19 protein-coding genes are annotated in these 23347 nt (G+C 63.5%); 2 read left to right on the plus strand and 17 right to left on the minus strand.

Annotated features, from left to right (window positions below):
* Positions 1-209 precede the first annotated feature (209 nt).
* Entirely contained in the window at positions 210-1382 is a 1173-nt protein-coding gene (locus tag C9I57_RS00785; RefSeq protein ID WP_258187432.1) for a GNAT family N-acetyltransferase, read from the minus strand.
* Positions 1383-1502: 120 nt separating this feature from the next.
* Here C9I57_RS00785 and C9I57_RS00790 point away from each other — a divergent pair, with 120 nt between their 5' ends.
* A complete protein-coding gene (locus C9I57_RS00790; protein ID WP_107148754.1) occupies positions 1503-2528 on the plus strand; it encodes a GNAT family N-acetyltransferase in 1026 nt (341 codons plus the stop codon).
* A 33-nt stretch (positions 2529-2561) separates the two neighbouring features.
* Here C9I57_RS00790 and C9I57_RS00795 read toward each other — a convergent pair whose 3' ends face one another.
* The 9 genes from C9I57_RS00795 to C9I57_RS00835 form a co-directional block, all read right to left on the minus strand.
* Positions 2562-3755, minus strand: coding sequence for a glycosyltransferase family 4 protein (locus tag C9I57_RS00795; RefSeq protein ID WP_107148755.1), 1194 nt, complete (start codon positions 3753-3755; stop codon positions 2562-2564).
* Between the two features lie 237 nt (positions 3756-3992).
* Positions 3993-4787: a glucose 1-dehydrogenase gene (locus C9I57_RS00800; protein WP_219909845.1), complete on the minus strand. Its 795-nt coding sequence runs from the start codon at positions 4785-4787 to the stop codon at positions 3993-3995.
* A 31-nt stretch (positions 4788-4818) separates the two neighbouring features.
* Positions 4819-6288, minus strand: coding sequence for an FGGY family carbohydrate kinase (locus C9I57_RS00805; protein WP_107148756.1), 1470 nt, complete (start codon positions 6286-6288; stop codon positions 4819-4821).
* Between the two features lie 82 nt (positions 6289-6370).
* Positions 6371-7906: a sugar ABC transporter ATP-binding protein gene (locus tag C9I57_RS00810; RefSeq protein WP_107148757.1), complete on the minus strand. Its 1536-nt coding sequence runs from the start codon at positions 7904-7906 to the stop codon at positions 6371-6373.
* 86 nt (positions 7907-7992) lie between these two features.
* Positions 7993-8934 carry a sugar ABC transporter substrate-binding protein gene (locus C9I57_RS00815; RefSeq protein WP_107148758.1) on the minus strand — a complete coding sequence of 314 codons (942 nt, stop codon included), beginning with the start codon at positions 8932-8934 and terminating at the stop codon, positions 7993-7995.
* A gap of 118 nt (positions 8935-9052) precedes the next feature.
* Positions 9053-10084, minus strand: a complete 1032-nt coding sequence (locus C9I57_RS00820) for an ABC transporter permease (protein WP_219909846.1) — start codon at positions 10082-10084, stop codon at positions 9053-9055.
* Positions 10085-10155: 71 nt separating this feature from the next.
* The gene (locus C9I57_RS00825) at positions 10156-10953 is read right to left on the minus strand and encodes a GolD/DthD family dehydrogenase (protein ID WP_107148759.1); all 798 of its coding nucleotides are present in this window, start codon (positions 10951-10953) and stop codon (positions 10156-10158) included.
* Between the two features lie 44 nt (positions 10954-10997).
* A complete protein-coding gene (locus C9I57_RS00830) occupies positions 10998-11978 on the minus strand; it encodes a transketolase family protein (protein ID WP_107148760.1) in 981 nt (326 codons plus the stop codon).
* On the minus strand, positions 11971-12810 hold the full coding sequence (locus tag C9I57_RS00835; RefSeq protein ID WP_107148761.1) for a transketolase: 840 nt from the start codon (positions 12808-12810) through the stop codon (positions 11971-11973). Before C9I57_RS00835 ends, C9I57_RS00830 begins: the two co-directional genes overlap by 8 nt.
* A 274-nt stretch (positions 12811-13084) precedes the next feature.
* Between C9I57_RS00835 and C9I57_RS00840 the strand changes: the two genes are divergently transcribed.
* Positions 13085-13861, plus strand: a complete 777-nt coding sequence (locus tag C9I57_RS00840) for a DeoR/GlpR family DNA-binding transcription regulator (protein ID WP_107148762.1) — start codon at positions 13085-13087, stop codon at positions 13859-13861.
* On the opposite strand, the gene C9I57_RS33580 is transcribed toward C9I57_RS00840, so the two are convergent.
* The 7 genes from C9I57_RS33580 to mprF all read right to left on the minus strand — a co-directional run bounded on the left by C9I57_RS33580 (position 13833) and on the right by mprF (position 23290).
* Positions 13833-14693, minus strand: a complete 861-nt coding sequence (locus C9I57_RS33580; protein WP_308835223.1) for a xanthine dehydrogenase family protein molybdopterin-binding subunit — start codon at positions 14691-14693, stop codon at positions 13833-13835. The genes C9I57_RS00840 and C9I57_RS33580 overlap by 29 nt on opposite strands.
* Entirely contained in the window at positions 14636-15952 is a 1317-nt protein-coding gene (locus C9I57_RS33585; RefSeq protein WP_308835226.1) for a xanthine dehydrogenase family protein molybdopterin-binding subunit, read from the minus strand. The genes C9I57_RS33580 and C9I57_RS33585 overlap by 58 nt, the downstream gene beginning before the upstream one ends.
* A complete protein-coding gene (locus C9I57_RS00850) occupies positions 15949-16956 on the minus strand; it encodes an FAD binding domain-containing protein (protein ID WP_107148763.1) in 1008 nt (335 codons plus the stop codon). Before C9I57_RS00850 ends, C9I57_RS33585 begins: the two co-directional genes overlap by 4 nt.
* On the minus strand, positions 16953-17465 hold the full coding sequence (locus C9I57_RS00855; RefSeq protein ID WP_107148764.1) for a (2Fe-2S)-binding protein: 513 nt from the start codon (positions 17463-17465) through the stop codon (positions 16953-16955). Before C9I57_RS00855 ends, C9I57_RS00850 begins: the two co-directional genes overlap by 4 nt.
* 177 nt (positions 17466-17642) lie before the next feature.
* Positions 17643-18977: a homogentisate 1,2-dioxygenase gene (gene hmgA / locus C9I57_RS00860; protein ID WP_107148765.1), complete on the minus strand. Its 1335-nt coding sequence runs from the start codon at positions 18975-18977 to the stop codon at positions 17643-17645.
* Between the two features lie 279 nt (positions 18978-19256).
* Positions 19257-20690, minus strand: a complete 1434-nt coding sequence (locus C9I57_RS00865; RefSeq protein ID WP_258187471.1) for a virulence factor family protein — start codon at positions 20688-20690, stop codon at positions 19257-19259.
* Between the two features lie 11 nt (positions 20691-20701).
* The gene (mprF, locus tag C9I57_RS00870) at positions 20702-23290 is read right to left on the minus strand and encodes a bifunctional lysylphosphatidylglycerol flippase/synthetase MprF (protein WP_107148767.1); all 2589 of its coding nucleotides are present in this window, start codon (positions 23288-23290) and stop codon (positions 20702-20704) included.
* Positions 23291-23347 lie beyond the last annotated feature (57 nt).

Below are 23347 nucleotides of genomic sequence, written 5' to 3' on the forward strand. Positions count from 1 at the left end.
CGTTTGCCTTATTTGCCGCGTTCGAGTGCCATTCTTTTATCAGCTGAACCGATACCCCCGCTGTCCGCGCACAGGTCGCCGGTAGTCGCCGCCGACGCTGTGCTGCGCATGCCGGAAGCCTGCGTACACCAGTCGATCGCTAGCAACGGGTACCCGTCGCTAGCGCATTCAGCCGGTTTGCCGCCAGCATTGGCAACGGCCGAATCGGCTCACGTCACGCGCTCGCCGAGCAGCTTTCTCTTGGCACGGCCGAGCAGAACGACGAGTTGCGAAAGCTCGATGAGACGTCCCCTCGGCTGAATGACGGCGACCCTCGTTTCGTGCCAGGTCCGGCAGTTTGCCCAGCTTTCCTTGTAGTTGGCGTAAAGCGGTCGAAAGTCAAAATTTCGATGCGTGGAATGCGCCCATTTGATGAGGAATTCCGCAAGCAAGGCACCGACCGAGCATGCGGCGAACCTCTCGTCATAAGTCGTGACGAGCCCCTCGACGGTCCGGGTTCCGACGAGATTGATCGAGGCCGCAACGGGTACGCCGTCCACGCGCACATAGGAAACGATCGGCATTGTCCGCAGATCCGTTCTCCGAGCGAGTGCGATAAAGAAATCCCTCACGCCATCGTCACGCAGATAGGGGACGTCGGCGCCATGCGCACGAGCCCACCTTCGCTTGTTTTCGAGCAGCCATCTCAGCACGAACGCGGCGTCGTTGACGGTTCGGCACCATCCGAATTCGGCACGACCTTGCGCATCGAGCCGCTTGTGCCGGTACCGCAGCGTGCTGCGAAGCGACTTGGATCGAGTCGAGACGTAATCGTCCCAACGCGGGAAGTCGCGCAACGACGCAGTGAATCCAGGCAGTCCTCGCCACCGCTGCGGCAGCAGCGAGCGCACCCACGATTGCCGCAAACCCTGATCGAGCGCACGCTGCAGCGGGCTTCCGTTCCGGACGAGCGCGACTTCGAGCACATCGGCATCCACTTGGCGTACCGCGGCGACCGCCGCTGCATAGACCGCGGTATTCGCGCGCCCATCGACGAGCGGCCCGCCGTATTCGTCGCCGGTTCCACACGTGAGCCCTTTTGCGATGCGCACGAAGCCCTTCGTGACGATTGCGAGAGGCCACAAGGCGAGTAGAGTCGAACCGCCGAACACCATCGCCACGCTGACCGATCCGCCCCTCGTCAATACGCGCTCGGCCGCGAGCTCGCAGTAGTCGAAGGTCATGTGTCCGGGGCAGTCCGGGACATTGGCGGCAAGCGCCTCCCACGAATTACGTAATGCGGCGAACTCCTCCTTCGAACGAATCTTGCGCACTTCGCGCGAAAGCGCAGCCCCTGCAGCCGCGCGGACCGGATACGGCAATGTTGCAACCCTGGCCAGCATGTCGTCCCACCCTGTTCAACGCCATACCAACCGCAAGCATGTAGCTTGCCCGGTTGGCGCACTCGGCAGGCTTGGTATGGCTCTTGCGTCGCGAGGAAAAGCAGTGGGGAGGAGACCCAAGTGACGTTCACCTATGATGGAAGCGCGCTGCGACTTCGCGGGGTTCCCGACATAGCGTCTGCTATCGCGGGCGGTTCCCCCCCGCTCGACGCTTCGTCGGCCCTGTCGATTTTCCATGAACCGTGGTGGCTCGATATCGCGACCGACGGACAGTGGAAATCGGCACGCGTCGTCCATGGCAATCAAGTGCTGGGCGAATTGCCTTATCACGTCACGCGCAAGGGCATATGGCGCGTCTGCGGCCTGCCGCCCCTCACCCGAACGTTAGGCCCGGCAATCCTGCCAATGGGGCTCGATGCCGCTCACGAACAGCGCTACCGCTTGCAGGTGACGTCGCGGCTCATCGAGCAACTGCCCAGCGTGGAGAGTTTTTCGCAGTTGTTCGACTATCACGTGAAGGATGCACTGGCATTCGCGCTGCACGGTTTTACCGTATCCGCACGCTACACATTGCAGATCTCACCGCTTTGCAGGGCGAGCGATGTATGGACGCGCATGGATTGCAAGACGCGCAACGGGATCCGCAGCGCGCGCAAGACGCTCGAGGTCGTGCCCATCGACGATACGAGCGAATTTCTGCGCTTTTACGAATCGAACCTCGCCTCGCGGTCGCGGCGCAACGCCTACGGCAGCGCGATCATGGGCGCGCTCGTCAACGAGTTCGTCGAGCGCCGCGCCGGATGCCTGCTCGGTGCGTACGAGCGTGCGCGACTCGTCGGTGCAATCGGCCTCGTTTGGGACAGGCACACGATGTACTACCTGATTTCGACGCGAAGCCCTGGCGCCCATAGCGGAACGATCAGCCTCTTGCTCTGGACGGCCGTTCAGGAAGCGATCCGTCGCGAGCTGACTTTCGACTTCGACGGTTTCGGCAACGCGTCCACCTTTCACTTTCTCAACGGCTTCGGTGCGGCGCTCAAGCAACGGCTGCGCGTCGAACGGATGAGCACGGCATACGCCGTCGTTCGCACGCTCAAGCGCGGCGTCCTGACGAAAACCAATCAAACCTTTGCGCCGAACCTTTGAAATTGCCACGCGAGGCCGCGCGAGCCGCGGGCACTAGCTTTCGATGGCCGCCGCGCGAGGACGGACGGTCGCCCCCGTCAGTTGCTCCGCCAGTTCGATGACATTCTTCGCAAAGAGGGCGGGCGTCCAGCGGCGGACCGACGCCTGAGCCGCCTGCGCCAAGCGCGTGCGCAGCTGAGCGTTCGTCGCGAGCCGCACCATCCTTTCGCTTAGCGCATGCGTATCGCCAGGCTCGACGACGAAGCCGTTCACGCCGTCCACGACGAGCTCGTCGGCCACGCCGCAGGTTCGCGTCACGATGGCGGGCTTGCCGGCCGCGAATGCCTCGCTGATGCACAGACCCCACTGATCGAATGTGCTCGCGAGCACGACGAATTCCGCCAGCGCATAGAGGCCGGGCATATCCGCGTTGGTGACCGAATTGACAATTGCGATCCGGTCCTTCATCCCGCGACGATCGATGTGTTCGCGAATTGCATGCTCGTCTGGACCCTGCCCGACGAGCAAGAGCGACAGCCCCGACTTGTGCACGCACGACTGACAGTAGGCGTCGATGAGCAAATGCAGGTTCTTGCGTTGCACAAAGCGGCTGACGCAAACGATGTAGCGCGCGGGAAGCGCGAACTTGTCGCGTATCTCCGGTTCGCTCGTCAGTGCGGCGCGGGCCGCCTGCGCAAAGTAATCGACGTCGATGACGTCGAATCCGATTCGCGATCGTGTCATGGGGATGCCGAGCGATTGCGCGTAGCGGCGGTGCTTCTCGCCGGCAACCAATGCGGCGTCGAACTTCGATACCAGCGAGCGCTTCAGACGTTCCTTGATAGCGAACCGCCGGCCGTCATCGGCCTTCGAATCCGACATATAGATCAAAGAGAACCGCTTGCGCATGAGCTTCAATGCCAACAACAGCAGCGAATAGCTGGTGTTGTAGCCGAGCGTCACGACGACATCCGGTGCGAAACGCCGCAACGCAGCAAGCAATCTCGCACTCACGAGCGGCCAGCGCCCGTCGTCATCGCCGGCATCTTCGATCAAGGTGAGGACGTTCGACGGTGCGCTATCGAAGAAGGCGGCGCGCCGATTCTGCGGAAAGCGATAAACACTCGAGCGGCCGAACACCTCGACGAGCGACACCTCATGGCCGCGAGCGGTCGCGAGTTCAGCCAGTGCTTCATAACGAGGCACGTGATAGTCGCTCAGATTGCCGATGACAAATAGGAGTCGCATCGGTGCGCAAGAAATCGGAGTTGGATGGTGGCGGGCGCGTCGATGAGGTGACGTTTCGACGTCATGCGCGGCGAGGGAGCGATCGGCGACCGCCACCCTCCTGGCGCAAAATGCCAGCCTCACCACTGCAGAGCAAACATCCTGCCTGCCCGATCCGAAGCGCCCGCTCAACCACGCCGCCTGCGCTGCGCCGATCGCGCTTATGACCTGAGCAGCACGTGAGCTCACGACATGCGGTTACGACATGAACATACCGCCGTCGACATTGACCGTCTGGCCTGTGATGTACGAAGCATCGTCCGACGCGAGAAACACCACCAGTCCCGCGACGTCGGCGCCGGTGCCGGCTCTTTTCATCGGAATGCCTTCGATCCATTCCGCCATCAGTTCGCCCGGCTTGTAGTCGCCGAGCAGCTTACCCCACGCTTCGTCGTTGTACGACCACATGTCCGTCGTGATGATGCCGGGGCAAAACGCGTTGACGGTGATGCCGGCCGGCGCGAGCTCCTTGGCGAGACTCTGCGTGATTCCGACGACACCGAACTTGCTGGCTGCATAGTGCGGCGTGTAGACGAATCCCTGCCGCGCCTGCCCCGATGCCGTGTTGATGAGCCGTCCTTGTTTGCCCGCGGCCAGCATGCGCGTCGCCGCTTCCTGGCAGCATAGGAAAACGCCTTTGGTGTTGACCGCGAGCACCTTGTCCCACTCCGCTTCCGTTAGATCCTGTAGCTTCGCGATCGTGATGACACCCGCGTTCTGCACCGATATGTCGATTTCCCCGAGCTTCGATGCCACTTCGTCATAGAGGGCTGTTACCTGTGTTTTGTCGGTCACGTCCGCCTCGACGCCGATCGCATCGAAACCCGCCTCGCGCAGCAGCGCCGCCGCGTCGAGCACCGTCTTTTCGTTAGCGGAGATACACACCTTCGCGCCTTCCCGGGCGAAGCGTTCCGCAATGCCAAGACCGATGCCGCGACTTCCGCCCGTGACGACGACCACCTTGCCCTCAAAACGCTTCAATTCGATAGCCATGCTCGCTCTATCCTCCTCGTAGTCTCATCGTTCATAAACGCCCGATCCAGTTCATCCACTGCGCGTGATTGCGCGCCGCCTGCGCGCGGCCGCTTCCAGGCTCGACACGGCGCATCACTTTGCGCATGGCGCGGTTGGCGCCCGGCTCGTCGATCACGCCGAGCTGGCACAAACCAAGAGCTGCGGCGCCCGCCGCCGATACTTCGGTCAACTCGAGCGTGCTGACAGGGCGATCGAGGGTATCGGCCAGGTACTGCAGCAAAAAAGGCCTCTGCACGAGCCCGCCATCGAGCACGAGCTCTTGCAACGTCAGTTGCGCCGCGCGCTCCATGACCGTAATCACGTCCTTGATCTGATAGACGATCGATTCGTATGCGGCCCGCACCACGTGTTGCCATGAAGTCGAGAAATTGAGCCCCACGATTTGCGCGCCGCCCGGATACTTCCAGTGCGGGCAGCCGATGCCGGAAAACGCCGGAATCAGATAGACGCCGCCATTATCGAACTCGCAAAATGCCTGTTCGGCCGCCGCGAAATCGTCGAAAAGACCCAGCTTTTCCTTCAACCACGCGGGCGTCGATCCGGCACTGATCACAATTCCTTCGAGTGCGTAATCGACGCGGCCGCCAGTCGCGAAGCAAAGCGTCGAGACCAGCCCGTCGACAGGCGCTCCGGGGCGCGCTCCGACGTTCATCATGATGGACGACCCGGTGCCCATCGTCGCCTTCGCGAGTCCTGGAGAGAGGCAGCCTTCGCCCACCGCGGCGGCATGGGAATCGCCGATCATCGCGACCACGGGAACGGCCCTCGGCAATACGCCCTCCAGATCCGTCGAGCCGAAATCGGCAGCGGATGGGCGGAGTTCCGGCAACCTCAGTGCGGACAGACCGAATTCGGCGATGAGCTCACGGTCCCAATCAAGCGTGCGCAGGTTGAAGAGCATCGTGCGCGACGCGTTCGTGTAATCGGTCAGATATGAAGCGCCGCGCGTCAACTTATAGAGCAGCCAGCTATCGACGGTTCCGAAGCGCGCCTGCCCCGAATCGATCGAATGGCGCGCACGCGCGTCGTTTGCGTACAGCCAGATGAGCTTCGAGGCCGAGAAGTACGGGTCGATTAGGAGCCCTGTGCGATCCGCGATTCGAGCGGTCATGCCGTCGCCGCGCAGTTGCTCGCAAATGCCGAGCGAACGCTGGCACTGCCACGATACGGCCGGCGCGAGAGGCTCACCCGAGGCGTCCCACAGCAGGGCCGTTTCGCGCTGGTTCGAAATCGCCACACCGGCGATTTGCGACGGATCTCCGTCGAAATTCGCAAGGCACTGCGCTGCCGCGCTGAGCACGGAAAGATAGAGCTCGCGTGGATCCTGTTCGACAAAACCTGCATGGGGATGCACCGTGCTAACGGCCGTGAATCCCCTCGAGCGGACATTGCCCTGCGCATCGAACACCAGCGCTTTGGTGCCGCTCGTACCCTGATCGATTGCCAGCACGTATCGCATATTGAGGAGTCCGTAGAGTGGAGATCGTGGGCCAACGCCTGGCGCTGATCGAGTCGGTGCCGTCAAAATCATGGCGCCCGAATCAGGCCGTCGCAAGCTCCATCACGCGCACGTCGCTGGCCTCGGAACGGGCGAGCACGCCCGTGCAGTTGCCGCGCGCGAGAACCATGACGCGATGAGACAAGCCGAGCACTTCGTCGAGATCCGAACTGACGACGACGACGGCGACACCGCTCGCGGCCAGCTTTGCGATCACTTCATAGATCGCGGCACGCGCTCCGACATCGATGCCGCGCGTCGGCTCGTCGAGAATCACGACCTTCGGTTCGCGGGCCAGCCATTTCGCCAGCACGACCTTTTGCTGATTGCCGCCCGAGAGATTGCCCGCGCGCTGTTGGGGCCGCCCCTTCACGCCGAGACGCGCGATCAGCCTATTGGCGAATTCGCGCACCTCGCGCGGCTGCATCCAGCCGTGCGCGCCCAACCGATCGAGGCTGCCGTAGGCCAGATTGTCCTCGATCGAATGATCGAGCACGACACCCTGCGCCTTCCGGTCTTCCGGTACGAGCACCACGCCTGCGCGGATCGCGTGCGCCGGGCTCTTGAGGTCGAGCGGCTCGCCATCCACTATTACGCTGCCGCTCGACACGGGATCGGCGCCCGCGATCGCCCTCACCAGCTCGGTACGGCCGGCACCGACGATGCCGGCAATGCCGAAGACCTCGCCCGCGCGCACCGAGAACGAGATGTCGCGAAACGCGCCTTGCGCCGAAGACAGCGAGCGAACCTCCAGCATCGCCCGTTCGCGCGGCTCGGCGAACCGCGGAAAAATGCGCTCGACGTTGCGTCCAACCATCTGCTCGATCAGCGTCTTGAGCGGGACGCTTCCGTTCTCGTGCGTCGCGATCATCTGGCCGTCGCGCAAGACGACGATTCGGTCCGCAATTCGCGCAATTTCCTCGAGACGATGGCTGATATAAATGAACGATACGCCCTGCGCGCGCAATTTCGCGATCTGCTCGAAGAGACGGTCCGTCTCGGCACCGCCGAGCGCGGCTGTCGGTTCGTCGAGAATCAGCAAGCGCGCATCGAGCGTGAGCGCCTTGGCGATTTCCACCTGCTGCTGCGCGGCCACTCTCAACGTCCGCACGAGGCGGCTCGTCGGCACGTCGAGGCCCAGGCGGTGCAGTTGTTCTTGCGCGCGGCGCGCCATTTCGGCGCGGTCGATCTTGCCGTGCTTCATCGGCAGGCGACCGACAAAGACGTTCTCCGCGATTGAAAGATCGGGCAGCAGACGCGTTTCCTGGTGAATGAGCCCGATGCCGCTGGCCAATGCATCACGAGGCGACTGCGGCGCGTATGGCTTTGCGCCCCAGAACATGCGTCCACCCGGATCAGGCTGCAGCGCACCCGCGATGATGGATGAGAGCGTCGATTTGCCCGCGCCGTTTTCCCCGAGCAACGCGACGACGGTGCCCGGGCGCACGTCGAGATCCACGCCGCCCAACACGACGTTGCGATTGAACGTCTTGCCGATGCCGCGCACAATCAGGCCGTCATGCGCGGGCGCTTGCGCTTCGTTGCCGGTTGCTCCGGCTGTCGGCTCGCGGGAGGTCATGTCTGGCTCCGTGTCGGCGGGACGGACTCGGCGCGCTCGCCGGTTGTCGTCCCGTGTCTCGTTCGGCTGCGCGCTTCGTTTTCGAGTCAGGGGTGCTGAGCAATGAACGGCGCGACGTTCGCTTTTGTCGTCAGCGTGGCAGGCAGCAGTTGCTGCGCCGGTACAGGCTTCTTCGCGATGAGGGCAAGCGCCGAGTCGACGGCCATGCGTCCCATCCGTTGCGTCTGCTGCGTCATCGTCACGTCGATCACGCCATCGCGCACCGCCTTCAAACCGGCCACGTCCCCGTCGAAGCCCGCGATCAGCACCTTGTGACCGACGTTCGAGACCTTGACGGCTTGCGCCGCGCCGAGCGCCATGGCGTCGGCATGGCCGAAGATGACGTCGATATCGGGAGTCCGCTGCAGCATGTCCTGCGCGACCGCGAAGCCCTTGTCCTGGGCCCAGTCGGCGGGTTGACGCGTCACGACCTTCGCGCCGGGATCCGTGGAGATCGCCTTCGTGAAGCCCTTTTCACGCGCGAGCTCAGGCGTCGTGCCGAGTTGTCCCTGCAACTCCGCGATGTTCGCATGGCCCTTCGTCTGCTTGATGATCCATTCGCCGAGCGCTTGTGCCGCGGCTTCGCTGTCCGTGGCAATGAAGGTATCGCCCGGCGCATCGGGCGGATTGCGGTCCACCGCGATCACGGGAATGCCGGCCGCCTTCGCCGCGCGCACGGGCACGCCCGCGGCCGTCGCCCCAGCGGGGATGTAGATGAGCGCATCGATCTTGCGCGTCAGCAAATCTTGGATCTGATTGACCTGGGTCGCCGCATCGCCCTTGGCATCGACCGTAATGACATTGACGCCCTTCTGCTTTCCGTACGATTCGACCGACTGCTTGATCTGATTGAAGAAATCGGCCTGCAGGTTGGCGACGGCAAGACCGATCGTGACCGTGCCCGCGGCGGAAGCATTCGGCGTGGCGAACGCGAACCCGAGTGAAGCCGCGATGGCGAGCAGCGAGGAACAGGCAAAACGTCGATTCATGAGTGTCTCCTGGTTATAGTGCCTATGGTGTCGAGAGCCGCGTGGAATTAGAGCCAGGTGCGCGTTGCGGCAACGGCGCGTGGTGGGTTTTCTTCGCTTCGTGATCGGTACTCGTGCATCAAGACGCGTTGCGACGGCGCAGCGTATCGGCGCCGACCGCCAGCACGATCACCATGCCGATCACGATCTGCTGAACGAACGGCGAGACGCCGATCAGATTGAGTCCATTGCGCAAGACGCCGATCGTCAGCACGCCGACCGCCGTGCCGACGACCGTCCCCGTGCCGCCGGCGAGGCTCGCTCCGCCGATGACGACGGCGGCGATGGTGTCGAGCTCGTAGCCGGTTCCCGCGCTCGGCTGCGACGAATCGAGGCGGCTCGCGAGCACGACCGCCGCGAGGCCGGCAAGCGCGCCGCAAAGCGTATAGACCGCGAGCGTCGTTGCACGCACCTTGATACCGGCAAGGCGCGCCACTTCGGCGCTGCCGCCGATCGCATAAAGGCTGCGTCCCGCCGCGCGGTATTTCAGGATGACGAAGCCGAGGATCATGAGCGCGACGAAGAGCCCGACCGTCGCCGACAGAAAACCGAAGTGACGCACGATCGACAACGCGGTGAACCAGTCCGGATAGCCGACGATCTGCTCGCCATTCGTGATGAGATTCGCGAGTCCTCGCGCGACCGACATCATGGCGAGCGTCGCGATGAACGCGGGCAACCGCAAGACGATGATGAGAAGCCCCGACGCGAGTCCGCATAGCGCGGCCACGGCAATGCTCGCGGGAATCGCGACGGCGAATGGCAAACCGGCGTTGTTGGAGAGCCAGCCCATCACCATCATGCCGAGCGCGAGCACCGAGCCGACCGACAGGTCGATACCGCCGATGATGATGACCGCGGTCATCCCGAGCGCCATGATGCCGAGCACCGTGATCTGATCGAGCACGTTCAGCAAATTGCGCAGCGACAAAAACGACGGCGTCATCAGAGAGATCGCCACGCAAAGCAGGATGAGACTGATCAACGGCCCCTGCTCGAGCAGCACGCTGAGCCATGCGCGGCGCGCGAAGCTCGCCGCCGCGGCGGTGGCGTCGGAACGCGCCGATTGCCCGTTCGGCAATTCAACGCTGTTTTCAATGGACTTGCTCACGAATCGCCTCCTCGTCTTCCGTATTGCGCATGCCCGACTCGCGCATGCCCGGTGGGGAACGACGCTCTGCCTCAGCAGATCGTGTATCCCCCGTCGATCATCAGGTCCGCGCCCGTGATCATGTCGGCGCCATTCGATGCGAGAAACAGGATGGCCGCGGCGATCTCGTCCGTATAGGCAAAGCGTCCCGCCGGAATCAGATCTTTCATGCGCTCGCCCTTCTCTCCTTCCCAGGCGGCCGCGCCCATGGGCGTCAGGACGACGGTCGGCGAAACGGTGTTGACGGTAATGCCTCGGCGACTCCATTCCTTGGCCAGTACTTTCGTCATGCCGATCAGGCCGGCCTTCGCCGACGTGTAGGCGCAATGCTGATCGATCGCAACCGTCGCGGCCTGCGATGCGATGTTGATGATCTTGGCGCGGTGGCCGCGCGCGAAGACATGTCGCGCGAAGTGCTTGGAGCAAAGGAACGGACCCGTCAAATTGACGTCGATCTGTCTGCGCCATTCTTCGATCGTGATGTCCTCGGCCGGCGTCAGCGTGATCGTGCCGGCCGCGTTGACGAGCAGATGCAGGTCGCCGAAGTGCGCGGCCGCCGCGTCGATCGCCGCGGCGACGTCGGCCTCGTTTCCGACGTCGCACGGAAAGGCTGCCGCATGCGCGGGACCGAGCGTCTCGATCGCATCGGCCACCCTGCCTTCCTCGAAGCGGGGATAGAGAATGGCGATGCGCGCGCCTTTGCCGATCAACGCCTCGTTCGTCGCCATCGCAATGCCGCCGAGGCCGCCGGTGATGACGACGACCTTGCCGTCGAGCCGAAAATCGAAATCGACGCCGTGGCGCAACGTCATGTCGTACTGGGTTGCCATATTTCGTCTCCTGAATCTTGTGTCGGTATCTGCGTTGCGCGTATTTATGCCGTCGCGATCGGCATGCCGATCATTTCGGCCACCGCGCGCTCGATACCTTGCGCATCGATACCATAGTGGCGGCGAATGCCGGCGCGCGTGCCGTAGTGCGCAAATTCGCCTTCGGTCACGCCGAGCATTCGCAGACGCCGCGCGATGCCGCGCTTGGCCAGCTGCACGGCGATCAGTGCGCCGATGCCGCCATGCAGCGAGTGCTCCTCGACCGTCACGATGTCGTCGTGCTCGCTCAAGATGTCGGTCAGCAGATTCGTGTCGAGCGGCCGGATCGATGAGAGGTTCACGAGCGTCGGCGCGATTCCTCTGGCGTCGAGCGCTTCGCAGGCGGCAAACGCCTCACCGACGACGGATCCCAGCGCGACGATGGCCACGCGCCGGCCGCCAGACTCTTCGCTCGCGCGCCCTCGCAGCAACACGTCGGGCTTGCCGGCTTCGAAGACATGGTCGGGCTCGTGCAAGATCGGAAACTTTGCGTTGTCGAGCCGGATGTAGACCGGGCCATCGACGCTCGCGGCATAGCGCACCATCTGCGCAGCCTCGAGTGCGTCGCACGGCGCCAAGATCTGGACATTGCCGAGGCCGCTCATGATCGAGACGTCGTCGATCGCATGGTGCGTCGACGCGAGCGGTCCATACGCGACACCCGCATTCAAGCCGAGCATTTTGACGTTGGTCCGGCTGTAGCAGACATCGTTCTTGACCTGCTCGTTCGCACGTGCGACGAGAAACGGAGCCGCATTCGCCGTGAAGACCACATGCCCTCCGAGTGCAAGGCCCGCGGCCATGCCGACCATGTTTTGCTCGGCAATGCCGACGTTGATGACACGGTCTTCATAGCGTTGCTGGAACGAGGCGATCTTCGAAGTCGAGGTCGAATCGCTGACCATGACGATCAGATCGGTCCCGCCGTCGGCGAGCTCAGTGAGCGCACCGACGACGCCGTCGCGCAAGTCTGCCGGTTCATGCATGATCGAGTTCCTTCAAGGCGAGCGCGAGCTCGTCTTCATTCGGGTACTTGTGGTGCCACGCCGCAACGTTCTCCATGAACGAGACGCCGCGCCCCTTGATCGTCTGCGCGATCACGGCCTTCGGCTTTCCGTTTTCGAAATCGAAGCTTTCCATGAGTTTCGCCAAGCCGAGCGGATCGTTGCCGTCGGTCTCGTGAACCTCCATGCCGAAAGCCGCGAACTTTTCGTGGAGCGGCTCGATGTCCATGATGTTCTTTGTCGCATCGGCCAATTGAAGGTGGTTGCGGTCGACGATCACGACGAGGTTGTCGAGCCGGAAATGGCTCGCCGCCATCGCGGCTTCCCAATTCGAGCCCTCTTCCAACTCGCCGTCGCCCGTCAGCACGAACACGCGGCCGGCTTCGCCTTGTTGCGTCCGGCGGCGTTTCGCGAGCGCAAGTCCAGCCGAGATCGACATGCCGTGGCCAAGCGCGCCGGTATTCACCGTCACGTACTCGGGAAGCTTTTCGCGGACCGGATGCCCCGGCAGGCGCGAATGGTCGCGCAGATAGCCGGAGAGCTCCTCTTCCCGCAGCCAGCCGAGTTCGGCGAAGCAGCAGTAGAGGCCACCCACGCCATGCCCTTTGCTCAACACGAACTGGTCGTGCCAGACGAGCGGACTCGCGCGGTATCGCATCACACGGAAATAGAGCGCAACGAGAATGTCGACCTCCGACATGTCGCCGCCCGTGTGACCGCTCTTTGCCATCGCGTTCATGACGCAGATGCGCTTGCGGATCGCGCGGGCGCGTGCCTTGAGGTCAGGCTCGGCGAGGAGGAAGGGATTTTCCATCACTTTCTCTTAGTTTCTCTTGAGTTGTTTTTAGTTTCTTCCGCGAGCGAACGGAAGTCAACGACTTATCGCGGTTTTTTGGCCAGGGAATACCCGTAGGCAGGCCGAAGGCGGTCCCCCGCCTTCCCATGCCATATACCTGCCGGCTATCGCACCGGCGAAGACTTTCCAAAAAGAAAGTCGAGCTATAATTGATGGAAACCATGCGCAAGCTGGCCTTGCGAGGGCGGCCGGGGAACGAAGCAGGGACACGAGCTAGATCGGAAACCAAGAGATGGACCAGAAGACCCGCTGGGAAAATATTTACGCGAGCGTGCGCGACATGAAGGCAGTCAAGCTGTCGGACCTCGCGCGAAGTTTCAACGTATCGATGCCGACGATCCGCAAGGATGTCGATGCCCTTGAGCGCGACGGACTCGTCGAGCGCGTGCATGGGCTCGTGCGTCTCAAGACGCTGTCGTACATGTTCGACGGCACGGGAATGAGTCATTTGCAGCCGACCGCCGCGAAAGTGTGGATCGGCGCGAAAGCGGCGACGCTCGTCGCCAACGGCGACTCGATGATTCTCGATTGCGGCGCGACGACGACGGAGATGGCGAAGAACCTGGTCGGCCGCCAGCACCTGCGCATCGTCACGAACGCGCTCAACATTGCGATGTTGCTGGGCAACGAGCCGTCGAACCGCGTGATGCTGACGGGCGGTCAATTCATGCCGGAGACGTTGGCCGTTTCCGGAGAAAAAGCATCGGCGTTCTTCGAAGGCATGTTCGTCGACAAGCTCTTCCTTGCGGCCGGCGGCGTGTCGAAGGAAGGCGGAATCTCGTATCCGGACTTTATCGACCTGCACGTGAAGAGCGGCATGATCGGCGCCGCGCGGCACGTCTATCTGCTCGCCGATTCCGAGAAGTTCGGCCGCCGCGAATTCGCGACGTTCGGTGCGATGGAGCGTGTGCACACGGTGGTGACCGATCGCGGGCTCGCGCCCGAATATCGCGAGTGGCTTCGCGGCCTCGGCATCGAAGTCATCTTTGCAGAGGCTCCAAGCGAATAGGCAGCTTCCTCACGCGCACGCCCACCGCGTCATAAACGGCCGCGGCGACGGCAGCATCGACGCCCGTCGCGCCGAGCTCGCCAATGCCGCGCGCGCCGATGGCGCTCGCATGCGGGTCGTATTCGTCGACAAAGTGGATCGTGAAATCGGTTGGAATGTCCGCGTTGACCGGTATCACGACATTCGAAAGATTCTTTGCAAGCCAGCCGCCGTGGTTCGGCTCCTGAGTGCTTGCCTCCATCGTCGCTTTGCCCCAGCCCCAGATGATCGCGCCCGTCATTTGGCTTCGAGCCGTCTTCGGATTGATGATTCGTCCCACCGAATAGGCGCCGACGGCGCGGCGCAGGCGCACGAGACCGAGATCGGGATCCACACCGACTTCGACGAAGATTGCCCCCCACGTTCGCATCGCGTGGGGCGTATCCGCGCCGTCTGCGTTGAACGGCGCGCCGCCGGGCAAAGTAAATTGCCCCGATGCCGACATCTCTTCGAGCCCGGCAGCGCGCAAGAGCGCACCCGGATCGTCGCCCGCCCCCAGCGCCGCGAGCTTGGTCTTGATCTCGCGGCATGCGAGCGCGACGGCGCTGCCCGTGCCGACTGTGGCGCTCGATCCATAAACCGGCCCGCCCGGATGCAGCCGCGTATCGCCCCATACGATCGAAACCCGCTCCACGGGCAAGCCGAGTTCGCTCGCCGCGATCTGGCAGAACACGGTCTGCGTGCCCGTGCCGATATCGTGCGTATTGGCCTCGATGATCGCCGAGCCGTCGGCTTTCAGCCGAACGAGGGCGCCGCCAGGAAAGCGATAATTGCCCATCGAACAGGTGGCCATGCCATGACCGATACGCCATGGGCGGGGCCATCCTCGCGCGGCCGTTGATGGCGCGTACGCCAACCGTAGAGGCGCGCCCCCGCGTCGTACGCTTCGCGCAGCTTTTTCGATGACCACGGTTTGCCCGTGAGCGGATCGACTTCGGCATAGTTCTTGAGCCGAAGGTCGAGCGGGTCGATGCCGATTTGCTCCGCCAACTCGTTCATCGCGCTTTCTAGCGCCCAGAGACCCGGCCCTTCGACGGGCGCCCGCATGGGCGTCGGCACATTGATGTGAATGCGCTTGAGGAGCTGTCTTGTACGAATGGCGGGACAAGCATAAAGCGACTTGCTGCCTTCGCTCGACGGTTCGACATGTGTATCGGCGATCGCCGATGAGTTGACGATCTCATGATCGATGGCGGTCAACGCGCCATCGTCGCGCGCGCCGAGACTCACGTGCTGGAGCATCCACGGCTGATAGCCGACGCATGCATATTGGTCTTGGCGGCGCAAGTGCAGCTTCACGGGCCGGCCGGCGATACGCGCGCAGGCCGCGGCCAGAATTTGATGCGGCCAGACGTATCCCTTGGAGCCGAAGCCGCCGCCCGTGTGCGGCGCGATGACGCGGATATCGGCGGCATCGATCCCCAACGCCGCCGCCACGACCGGCGGTACGTTCGCGCCGGCCTGCACCGCGTCCCAGAGCGTCAGCTTACCGTCCTCGAATTGAGCGACCGTCCCGGAAGTTTCCATTGCATTGTGGTGTCGGTCAGGCTGTTCGTACGATTGCCTCACTACGAACTTCGACTCCGCGAGACTTTGGTCGACATGGCCCATGTCGAGGTCTTCGCCAAGCATGCGCGGCGAGGGTGCCGCTTCGTTCTTGCCCGCGCCGAGGCCGATTGGCGGTTGCGGCGCGCATCGGACCTTGACCGCGGCTCGCGCTTCTTCGGCGGCGTCGATCGATTCCGCCAGCACGATCGCAACGGGCTCGCCCTGAAAGCGAATCTCGTCGTGTTGCATCGGCATGCTGAGGACGGCCGCCGGCGGGGCGATTTCGCCAAAGCGCGGCATGTCTTTCGCCGTGAGGACACGCACGACGCCAGGAACGGCAAGGGCGGTATCCACGTCGATCCCGGCAACCCGGCCGGCCGCGATCGGGGCGCCGACGATCGCTGCGTGCAGCGTGCCCTTCGGCGTGTGATCGGCGGCGTATTTCGCTCGCCCCGTGACTTTGGCGATGCCTTCGACGCGAGATACGGGAGTTCCGATGGTCATGATTTACCTGCAGCCGTGAGAATGGCCCGGACCGCGGCGTTGCGCGCGAGCTTCACCTTGAAGCCGTTTTCCGCCAGTGGCCGTGCGTCTTTCATTGCCGCGTCGATCGCACTGGCGAGCGTCTTTTCGTCGAGCGATTGGCCGACGAGCGCGCCCTCGGCGGCGGGAAGCCGCCACGGGCGTTGCGCCACGCTGCCCAATGCGATCGAGACGCGCTCGATGACGTCGCCGCTCATCTTGATCACGGCCGCGGCAGACACGAGCGCGTATTCGTAACTGGCTCGTTCGCGTACCTTGATGTAAGCGGAGCGACTGCCGGCATGGAGCGGGATTCGAAAAGCGACGATCATTTCGTCGTCGGCGAGACGCGTCTCATGGCGCGCCGCGTCGCCGAGGGCCGCCGCCTCCGCCTGGGTAAGGTGGAACTCGGTCATGGCCAATGATCGCGACCCGTTCGTGCCGGCGATCTCCACTTGCGCATCGAGGCAGGCAAGAGCTACGGCCGGATCCGAGGGTTGAACGGCCACGCACTCGTCAGTCCAGCCGAAAATGGCCTGCCGATCGTTGACACCGTTGCGCGCGGCGCACCCTGTGTTCGGCTCGCGCTTGTTGCACGGCCATGGCAGCGGTGTTTCGGCGCGAAAATAGGCGCAGCGCGTTTTCTGCAACACGTTCCCGCCCAGCGTGGCCCGGTTGCGCACTTGCGGTGAGGCCGCCTGAAGGCAGGCTTGCGCGAGTGTATTGGCATGAGTCGCAACGAGTGAACTCTCGCCGATCGCATTGAGGTTCGCGAGGGCGCCGATGATCAGGTGATCGGATTCGATCGCAATGGTGTCGAGATCTCGGATGCCACCAATGTCGACGAGTTGCGGCGGCGCCGCGATCCCGAGGCGCATCCAGTTCAGCAGTTCGGTTCCGCCCGCGATGATGGCCGCACCCTTCGCGGCGATCGTCGCGAGACAATCCTCGACGGTTACACCACGCTCGTAACCGAAGTCGTTCATTCTGCGTTCTCCATGCGTCTGGCTGCATCGAGAACGGCGGCCGTAATCTGCGGATAGCACGAGCAGCGGCAAAGGTTACCGCTCATCCATTCGCGCACCGTCGCTTCATCGACGGCATGACCTTCGGCGATACATGCAACAGCCGAAACGATCTGCCCCGGCGTGCAGTAACCGCACTGAAAGGCGTCGTGATCGATGAACGCTTCCTGCACGGGATGCAGACGGCCGTCCGCGCCGGCGATGCCTTCGACAGTCGTTATATCGGCGCCTTCGCACTGCACGACGAGCGTCAGACAGCTATTCATGCGCTTGCCGTCGATCAGCACCGTACACGTTCCGCACGCGCCTTCGTTACAGCCTTTCTTCGTGCCGGTGAGACCCGCTTCTTCGCGTAGCCAGTCGAGCAGCGTGACGCGCGGGTGGACAGTGGCGGTGTACGGCTGCTTGTTGACGCGGAGCGCGACAGTGGCACGCTGCCTCGATTGCACACCCGTGGAATAATCGGCCATTGGCTGCCTCGCTTCGAAGGAGAGCAACGGCTCGAAGTATAGGAGACAAAAGCGCGAGGGGAAGAACCGCGCCCATCATGTCGGGAAAGTGGCGAATTTCGACTGATGAATCGAAGTCACGAGCGAGTCGCAACCGAGCTCTTGCGAGTCGCGTCGCGCGTCAGTCGGAAATCCTGCTCATCGTCGGTCCGGATCGAAATGCTTCTTGATGCCCTGCCAGCATTCGAAGTAGTTCGCCTGCAACTGCGCGGTATCGAGCGCAAAGCGCGTCGGCCGGATCAGCGTGCGTGTCTCGAACATGAACGCCAACGTGTCGGCGACCTTTTGCGGCTTCGTCGTATCGATTGCCGATGCCTTCTCGTATGTGTCGGCGTCCGGGCCGTGGCCCGACATGCAGTTGTGCAGGCTCGCGCCGCCGGGTACGAAGCCTTCGGCCTTCGCATCGTAGACGCCGTGAACGAGGCCCATGAATTCGCTCGCGACATTGCGGTGGAACCAGGGCGGCCGGAACGTATTCTCGGCCGCGAGCCAGCGCGGCGGGAAGATCACGAAGTCGATCGTGTCGACACCCGGCGTATCGCTTTGCGCCTGCAATACGAGAAAGATCGACGGGTCCGGATGATCGTAGCTAATCGAGCCGATCGTGTTGAAAAGACGCAGGTCGTACTTGTACGGCGCATAGTTGCCGTGCCACGCGACCACATCGAGCGGAGAGTGATCGATATCGGCACGCCAGAGCAGGCCATTCAGCTTCGCGACGAGTTCGAAGTCACCCTCGCGATCCTCGTAGGCCGCCTGCGGCGTGAGAAAGTCGCGCGGATTGGCGAGACCGTTCGAGCCGATCGGGCCGAGGTCGGGCAACCGCAGCAGCGCGCCGAAGTTCTCGCAGATGTAGCCGCGCGCGTGACCGTCCGGCAGCGTGACGGTGAATCGCACGCCGCGCGGAATCACCGCGATCTCGAACGGTTCGACGTCGAGGCGGCCGAGCTCCGTTGCGATATGAAGGCGTCCTGATTGCGGGACGATCAGCAGCTCGCCGTCGGCGCTGTAGAAGAAGCGGTCGAGCATCGAGCGGTTCGCCGCGTACAGGTGGATCGCGCACCCGTTCATCGCGGCGGCCGAGCCGTTGCCCGCCATCGTGACCCAGCCTTCGACGAAATCGGTCGGCTCGACCGGCATCGGCAACGGATCCCAACGCAATTGGTTCGGCGGCGTCGGCGGCACATCCACCGAATCCCCAAAGTTCGACACGAGCCGTTGCGGCCCCTCGAATCGCTCGAACGGGCGGTGCACCGCGGCCGGACGGATCCGGTAGAGCCACGAGCGGCGGTTGTGAGCGCGAGGCGCGGTGAACGCGGTGCCGGACAGCTGCTCCGCATAAAGGCCAAATGGCGCACGTTGCGGCGAATTGCGGCCGTGCGGCAACGCGCCCGGCAGGGCCTCGGTCGCGAACTCGTTGGCGAAGCCGCTCTGGTAGCCGGCCGTCGACGGTTTGGACAGATCGAGCGTCATGTCTGGGCTCCTCCGCGCTGATTTACGAGGTATACAACTCGCAAATCATACGTGATAGTTCGCCTAACCTTGGCCTGCCCTCCCCCGGGTCGGACTCACGGTCATCGATACTGGTCATCATCTCTCACGATGACGTCGCGGAACCAACCGACAAGCTACTGTCGTGGCGAGATGCAAGGTCCGTGCAGGCTACCGATTGAAAACCGCAAAGGGATCCTCTGATCGCTGAGCATAACCAGAGGTTCGGCGCTCAGACGCAAGCCGCGCACGGACGCAGGTCTACGGAGTAGATCCCGTATGGACAAGAGCACTATTCTCGCCGCGCATTCTCTTCTCCCACCCCGCTAGGATCTGATCTTCCAGCACACCGTATCCGCGGCCGAAGTGATGCCCGCCCGGCGTGCGCACCACCTCGCGCGTCGGAGCGAGGGCGGGACACAACGTATCCTCCTCGTCTTCCCCATAGAAGCATTGGATGACACCGGCAGGCATGCGATCGACCTCGGGTCTGGCCGGCAACGCCTTAGCGCTCGGCGGCAAACCGAGCCACCCAGTCACGCGGACCTGGAAATCGGCCGCCTTGGCGAATCCGAGCAGCGAAACGATGGCAATCCTGTCTCGCAACGATGCCGGCAGTCTGTTGTACGCGAACGGCATCACATCCGCGCCGAACGAGTAACCGATCAACGCGAACGAGTCCGCATGCCAGCGCGCGCCATAGACACGCAGAGCGCGCGTCAGGTCGCGGCTAACCTGCTCCGGCGTCTTCTCGCTCCAGAAATACCGCAAGCTGTCCCAACCGATGACCGATACCCCGTCCTTCTGAAATTCCTCGCCGATCGTCTTGTCGAGATCGCGCCAGCCGCCATCGCCCGACATGATGACGGCCAGCATCCCTTTCGGGTGAGCGGCGGGCAGTTCGATCAGCGGCAAGTCAGAAACATCTTGCTCCCCGCCCGTCTCCGACAGCAGACGCGGCCCGATCAACGCAACGAGCTGGTCTGCCCGAGTCGCCGTCGCGCCAAACACGCGCGGCCGTTTCGCCAATAGCGGAGCCATCAGACTCGTTACGTTCTTGCCGTATTGAAAGCCCGGCGAATCGGCCCCTTCCTTCACCGCTGAACGTTCCGCCTGTTGCGACGCCTTGATTGCAGTCTGCGTCGTCACACCGGTCTCGACGAAACCTGGCAATACGCTCCCCCGGCTTACCGTCGGATCGGGCGCACAAGGTTCGAAACGCTTATCGAGCGTTCCTTCAGCATCGAGCGCTACGGCGCCGGCGATCGTATTCGCGGGCGCCTGCGCCAGAACATGCAAAGCAAGCGTTCCGCCTTGGCCCGCCCCGGCGACGATCGGCGCGAAATATCGGCTCGACTTCAACTGACGCTCGAGCTGATGACTGATCGCCTCGGCGTCCCCGTCGAGATGCCGGCACGCTTGCCCGGTCGCGGCAAGATTCGCGGCGTAACGCCCCGTGTCGACCCCGACCGTCAAGGCGCCTTCATGCGCCAATGCGCGAGCCGCTTGCGCGTCGGCAGGGCTCCAGCCCTTGCCCGCCGAAAAGAGAATGACGAAGCCGCGTATCTCGCCTTCGGGCCATGCGACGGTGACGTCGCCATATCGTCCCCCCGAGACTTGTGACTCGGCGGCATATGTAACGCCGCACACGGCGAGGCCCGCGAGCACGGCAAGCCATCGGAATTTCTGCAACATGGAACGAATGATCACGAACGGCGCCCCCCCGCCAAAATTGAAAGATCGACCAGTGCGACGAGCGCGCCCGCCCAACCGGAAACCGCGAGATAGCGCGGCTCCCAGCACGGCTGAAACTTGCCTTTGAAGGCACGCAGCCCCTGGAAGTTATAAAAGCGCCCGCCGAAGCGCCAGACCATCGCGCCGATCCGATGGAGCGGCGAGCCGAGCGGTGCCGGCTGCACGCCGGAAAACGGCGCGACGCCGAGGCTCAGAGAACGATAGCCACGGCGTTTCAGATGCATGGCCAGCTGCACGAACAGATAATCCATGACATAAGGCGAGGCTTCCGGCAGATGGCGCATCACCCCGACTGTCGCTTCGACATTCAGGTCGGTCGTCATGAACGTCGTGAATGCCACCGGCGCCCCGTTCTGGCGGACGAGCAGGACCGATTGCGCCGCCAGATAAGGCTCGCTGAATGCAGCCACCGAGAAACTTTTCTCGCGTCGGCTTTCGAGCCATCCGTCGGAGATGGCCCGCAGCACATCGACATGCTGCACGACATCGCTTGCGTCGATGACCTCCACCGTGCAGCCGTCGCGCTCGGCGCGCCGCGTCGCGTAGCGCAAGCCCGCGCGCTGGGGCCCGTTGAGGTCGAAACCGTCGAGCGTCAGCCGTGCCTCCTCGCCGAGCTTCATCAGCGTCAGGCCCGAATCCAGATAGAGCGGCAGGGAGTCGGCGCGAACCTGGTAGAAGGCTGCCCGGCCACCGTGTTTCACCGCGAGATCGACGAACTTGCCGATGAGTTCCGCCCACTCGCGGCGTGGCCCGACTGGATCGTGCAGCGCAGCCCAGGTGCGCCCATGTTTGGCATACATGAGGAACGACTCGCGCGAATCGGAAAACAGGAAACTCTTGTCGCCCATCATGGCGAGCCCGGCGTCGCTGCGCTCCTGAGCCCGGATGATCCGCATCGCATCGCCGAGATCTTCCGAGCTCGGACGAACGAAGCGTCCCGCTGCCGGCCGCAACAGGTGCCACAGCGCGAACGCGGCCGCAAAGAGGCCAGAAGCCAGCATGGCTCTCAACGAGCGCGACGCACGCTCGTCGAACGCGAAGTGCCACCAGAGCTGGTTATCGTAGGGCACGTTGCGATAAGCGAAGAACATCACCCATGCCGCACAGATGAGCACGATCGCCACCGACACGAACCAGCCCGCGGTGAAACGCTCGGCGAAAAGCGCGGCATGCACGTTGAACCGGCGACGTGTCGATACGAGCAGCAGGAGCAACGAAGCCAGCACCCCGGCTTCCACGAATGCCAAGCCCTTGATGACCGACAGAACCAAAGAAGCCGACGCAAGCGCTACGGTCATCCACCAGGCGGCGTCCAACCGGCGCAGCAAGCCGCGTGCGACGAAGAGCAGCAGCACGCCCAGCACACCGCTCACGAGTTGAGAGCTCTCGAGTGCCCAGAGCGGAACGACGTCGCGCAGAACGGCGAGCCGTCGCGCAAATGCGGGCGTGGCAGCCGACACGATCAGCATCGATCCGACGACGAAGGTGATCAGGCAAAGAAAGAGTGGCGCGGACTCCGCAAGGCCGGCCACACGCCGCAATGGCAACCGATCGCGCAGCGCTCGACCCTCGAAGCCCGCGAGCAAGCCTGCCGACAGCATCAGCGGCAAACCGAAATAGACGACGCGATAAGCCAGGATACCGGCGACCAGGGATGGCGCCGTCACGTCCCCGCGCAACGCGAAGACCATCGCCGACTCGAATACGCCGACGCCGCCCGGCGTATGGCCCGCGATACCGAGCAACAGCGAGGCGGAATAGACGGCGAGAAACGTGACGAAGCTCACGTTCCCATGAGGAAGGAAGCACCAGAGCGCAGCCCCGGCTCCGGCGATGTCGACGACGCCGAATGCCAGCTGGCTGAGCCAATCCGCCCTTGCGGGAACGTCGATTGTCAACCGTTGCCAGCGTGTGCGTATCGTTTTCGTGCGAGCACCACAGCAACCGATGATGAAGGCGGACGCCACGAGCAGAAGCGCACTGCCTGAGCGCAGGATGTCAGGCGAAACACGCAGCATCGCCGCCAGGGGGGCCGCATCCCATAGCGCACCGGTCGCGCTGACGAGCACCAACGCGAACGCCAACGAAACGCTCGTGAAAACAGTGAGGCGTCCGACCTGCGATGGGGTAACGCCTGCCGCGCCGTACACGCGGCAACGCACGGCGCCGCCCGTCAACGCGCCGAAGCCCGCGACATTGCCGAGGGCCGAAGCAGCCGTTGCGCCGATCAGGAGCAGCGTGCGCGGCACTTTCGCATCGACATGACGCAGTCCGATCGCATCGCGTGCGACGAGTGCGGCAAAGCTCAGCGCGGTGACGCCTAGGGCAGCGATCCAGCTAGCGGAATCGAAGTTGAAAAGCTGCCGGCATATCGAGTGATAGTTGATATCGCGCGAGATGTGCTGTAGCGCGAGCAGCAGCAGTACGCAGATGCCAAGTGCGAACGCGGGCGACACCAGACGCTTGTAGTCGACGCGCCTCCAAGTACTGCGCAAGGCGGCAACGACCCTCGCGCAGCGATCCTCCTGACTTCTCTGCATGTCTCGAGCGGTTGGCCACGCGCGCGAACCGCCCGGCCCACGACGGCACCGGCGCCA

It is taken from the genome of Trinickia symbiotica, assembly GCF_003028655.1.
Lineage (GTDB): Bacteria > Pseudomonadota > Gammaproteobacteria > Burkholderiales > Burkholderiaceae > Trinickia > Trinickia symbiotica_A.

Excerpts from the sequence above, each read along its gene's own strand:
- C9I57_RS00785 (WP_258187432.1), bottom strand. The coding sequence starts at position 1,382 with ATGCTGGCCAGGGTTGCAACATTGCCGTATCCGGTCCGCGCGGCTGCA.
- C9I57_RS00795 (WP_107148755.1), bottom strand. The coding sequence starts at position 3,755 with ATGCGACTCCTATTTGTCATCGGCAATCTGAGCGACTATCACGTGCCT.
- C9I57_RS00800 (WP_219909845.1), bottom strand. The coding sequence starts at position 4,787 with ATGGCTATCGAATTGAAGCGTTTTGAGGGCAAGGTGGTCGTCGTCACG.
- C9I57_RS00805 (WP_107148756.1), bottom strand. The coding sequence starts at position 6,288 with ATGCGATACGTGCTGGCAATCGATCAGGGTACGAGCGGCACCAAAGCG.
- C9I57_RS00810 (WP_107148757.1), bottom strand. The coding sequence starts at position 7,906 with ATGACCTCCCGCGAGCCGACAGCCGGAGCAACCGGCAACGAAGCGCAA.
- C9I57_RS00815 (WP_107148758.1), bottom strand. The coding sequence starts at position 8,934 with ATGAATCGACGTTTTGCCTGTTCCTCGCTGCTCGCCATCGCGGCTTCA.
- C9I57_RS00825 (WP_107148759.1), bottom strand. The coding sequence starts at position 10,953 with ATGGCAACCCAGTACGACATGACGTTGCGCCACGGCGTCGATTTCGAT.
- C9I57_RS00830 (WP_107148760.1), bottom strand. The coding sequence starts at position 11,978 with ATGCATGAACCGGCAGACTTGCGCGACGGCGTCGTCGGTGCGCTCACT.
- C9I57_RS00835 (WP_107148761.1), bottom strand. The coding sequence starts at position 12,810 with ATGGAAAATCCCTTCCTCCTCGCCGAGCCTGACCTCAAGGCACGCGCC.
- C9I57_RS00840 (WP_107148762.1), top strand. The coding sequence starts at position 13,085 with ATGGACCAGAAGACCCGCTGGGAAAATATTTACGCGAGCGTGCGCGAC.
- C9I57_RS33580 (WP_308835223.1), bottom strand. The coding sequence starts at position 14,693 with ATGGCCACCTGTTCGATGGGCAATTATCGCTTTCCTGGCGGCGCCCTC.
- C9I57_RS33585 (WP_308835226.1), bottom strand. The coding sequence starts at position 15,952 with ATGACCATCGGAACTCCCGTATCTCGCGTCGAAGGCATCGCCAAAGTC.
- C9I57_RS00850 (WP_107148763.1), bottom strand. The coding sequence starts at position 16,956 with ATGAACGACTTCGGTTACGAGCGTGGTGTAACCGTCGAGGATTGTCTC.
- C9I57_RS00855 (WP_107148764.1), bottom strand. The coding sequence starts at position 17,465 with ATGGCCGATTATTCCACGGGTGTGCAATCGAGGCAGCGTGCCACTGTC.
- hmgA (WP_107148765.1), bottom strand. The coding sequence starts at position 18,977 with ATGACGCTCGATCTGTCCAAACCGTCGACGGCCGGCTACCAGAGCGGC.
- C9I57_RS00865 (WP_258187471.1), bottom strand. The coding sequence starts at position 20,690 with ATGTTGCAGAAATTCCGATGGCTTGCCGTGCTCGCGGGCCTCGCCGTG.
- mprF (WP_107148767.1), bottom strand. The coding sequence starts at position 23,290 with ATGCAGAGAAGTCAGGAGGATCGCTGCGCGAGGGTCGTTGCCGCCTTG.